The 1,538-nt window shown below is 71.0% G+C and carries 3 protein-coding genes; 1 reads left to right on the forward strand and 2 read right to left on the reverse strand.

The window, feature by feature from the left end; all coding sequences use genetic code 11:
• On the forward strand, positions 1-479 hold a 479-nt coding region (locus tag ACM2XV_RS15155; protein ID WP_487027541.1), incomplete at its 5' end, for an FCD domain-containing protein.
• Here the strand turns inward: ACM2XV_RS15155 and ACM2XV_RS15160 are convergent.
• The gene (locus tag ACM2XV_RS15160) at positions 445-1,056 is read right to left on the reverse strand and encodes an HdeD family acid-resistance protein (RefSeq protein WP_487027542.1); all 612 of its coding nucleotides are present in this window, start codon (positions 1,054-1,056) and stop codon (positions 445-447) included. The genes ACM2XV_RS15155 and ACM2XV_RS15160 overlap by 35 nt on opposite strands.
• A 78-nt stretch (positions 1,057-1,134) precedes the next feature.
• Positions 1,135-1,538 (reverse strand): uracil-DNA glycosylase family protein (locus ACM2XV_RS15165; protein WP_487027543.1); only part of this gene is annotated, 404 nt, incomplete at its 5' end.

The following is a 1,538-nucleotide window of genomic DNA, read 5'->3' on the forward strand; positions in this document are numbered from 1 at the left end:
AGCTCGAGGCGCTGCGCCTGATCGCCGACGCGCACCGCGATGCACCCCCCGAGGCGGCCCGCGACGCCGACGAGGGGGCGGATGCCGCAAGCGGCGCCGCCTCGGGGCGAGAGACGTCTCTGCAAGACGGCACGGACTTCCACGTGGCGCTCGCGGGCCTGTCGGGTAACCCGTTTCTCACCGATGGAATGAGCCAGGTGCTCACTCGGCTGCTGCGTGTGCGCTGGCTCTCGGCAAGCACCGCGGCGTCGCGCGACCGCGCCCGGGCGGAGCACCTCGAGATCGTGGCATCCGTCGCCGCCCGCGACGCCGACCGGGCGGTCGCACTCGTCACGGCGCACAGCCATGGCACCCGCGACCGGCTGCTCGGGTTCCTCGCCGACGAGCGCCGCCGGCTGCGCGGCAGCGGAATCGCGATCGTCGAGTCGGTGCCTGAAGAGGTCGCTACAGGGCCTTCAGCGCGTCGCGCCCGAAGGTGAACGCGCGCATCAGACCGAGCAGCCCCAGGATGATCAGGATGACGGCGGCGACCATCAGCAGCCAGAATCCGGACCACCCGGGAACGGCCAGCACGGCCACCCCGCCGAGGATGCTGATGATGCCGTAGGCGACCGACCAGCCCTGCTTCCGCGACGCCCCGGACTCGGTGATGGCCATGATGCCTTCGACGATCCACGCGACCCCGACCACGATCGCGATGATGAGCAGCAGCGTCGCCGAGGCGACCGCGACATCGCGCAGCGCGATGACCCCACCGACGACGAGCAGCGTGCCGAGCAGCACGTTCAGCACGCGGTGACCCGTGCCCAGACTGCGGCCGAAGATGCCGAGCACGAGCCGCACACCACCCGTGATCACGAGATAGATGCCGAACAGGAACGCCAGCACGGGAATGGTGTGGTTGGGCCAGATCAGCAGCAGCGCGCCCACGATCACGGCGACCGCACCGGCGATCCCGAAGGTGAGGCGCACCCCGTTGATGGCTCTCTTCGCGAGGCCGGCGGCCTCGAGCCGCAGCGCGTCGCGGAATTCGTCTGGCGAAGACGGGATGCTCATGAGCGCAAAGCTATCCGCCCGCCGCCGCGGCGACCAGGGGGAATCACGGCCGCACCACGCGGTCCGCGCGGCCGCGCGTTATGCCAGCGCCGCCGCGAGGGACGCGCGCAGCTCGGGCACGAGCTCGTCGACGAACCACGGGTTGCGCGCCTGCCACCGGAAGTTGAGCGGCGAGGGATGCACCAGCGGGAAGTACTCGGGCAGGTAGCTGCGCCACGCGCGCACGGTGTCGGTGAGCGTCGCGCCGCGGCGCGCACCGAGATAGAACCGCTGCGCGTACGCGCCGATCAGGATCGTGAGCCGCACGTCGGGCAGCTCGCCGAGAATCAGGGGATGCCACTTCGCGGCGAACCCCGCGCGGGGCGGCAGATCGCCCGAGCCGCTCGCGGCCTTGCCGGGGTAGTAGAAGTCCATCGGCACGATCGCGAAGGCTTCGGGGTCGTGGAACAGCTCGTCGCTCACGCCGAGCCAGTCGCAGAGCT

The organism is Gryllotalpicola sp. CP2-P1 (genome assembly GCF_057512245.1).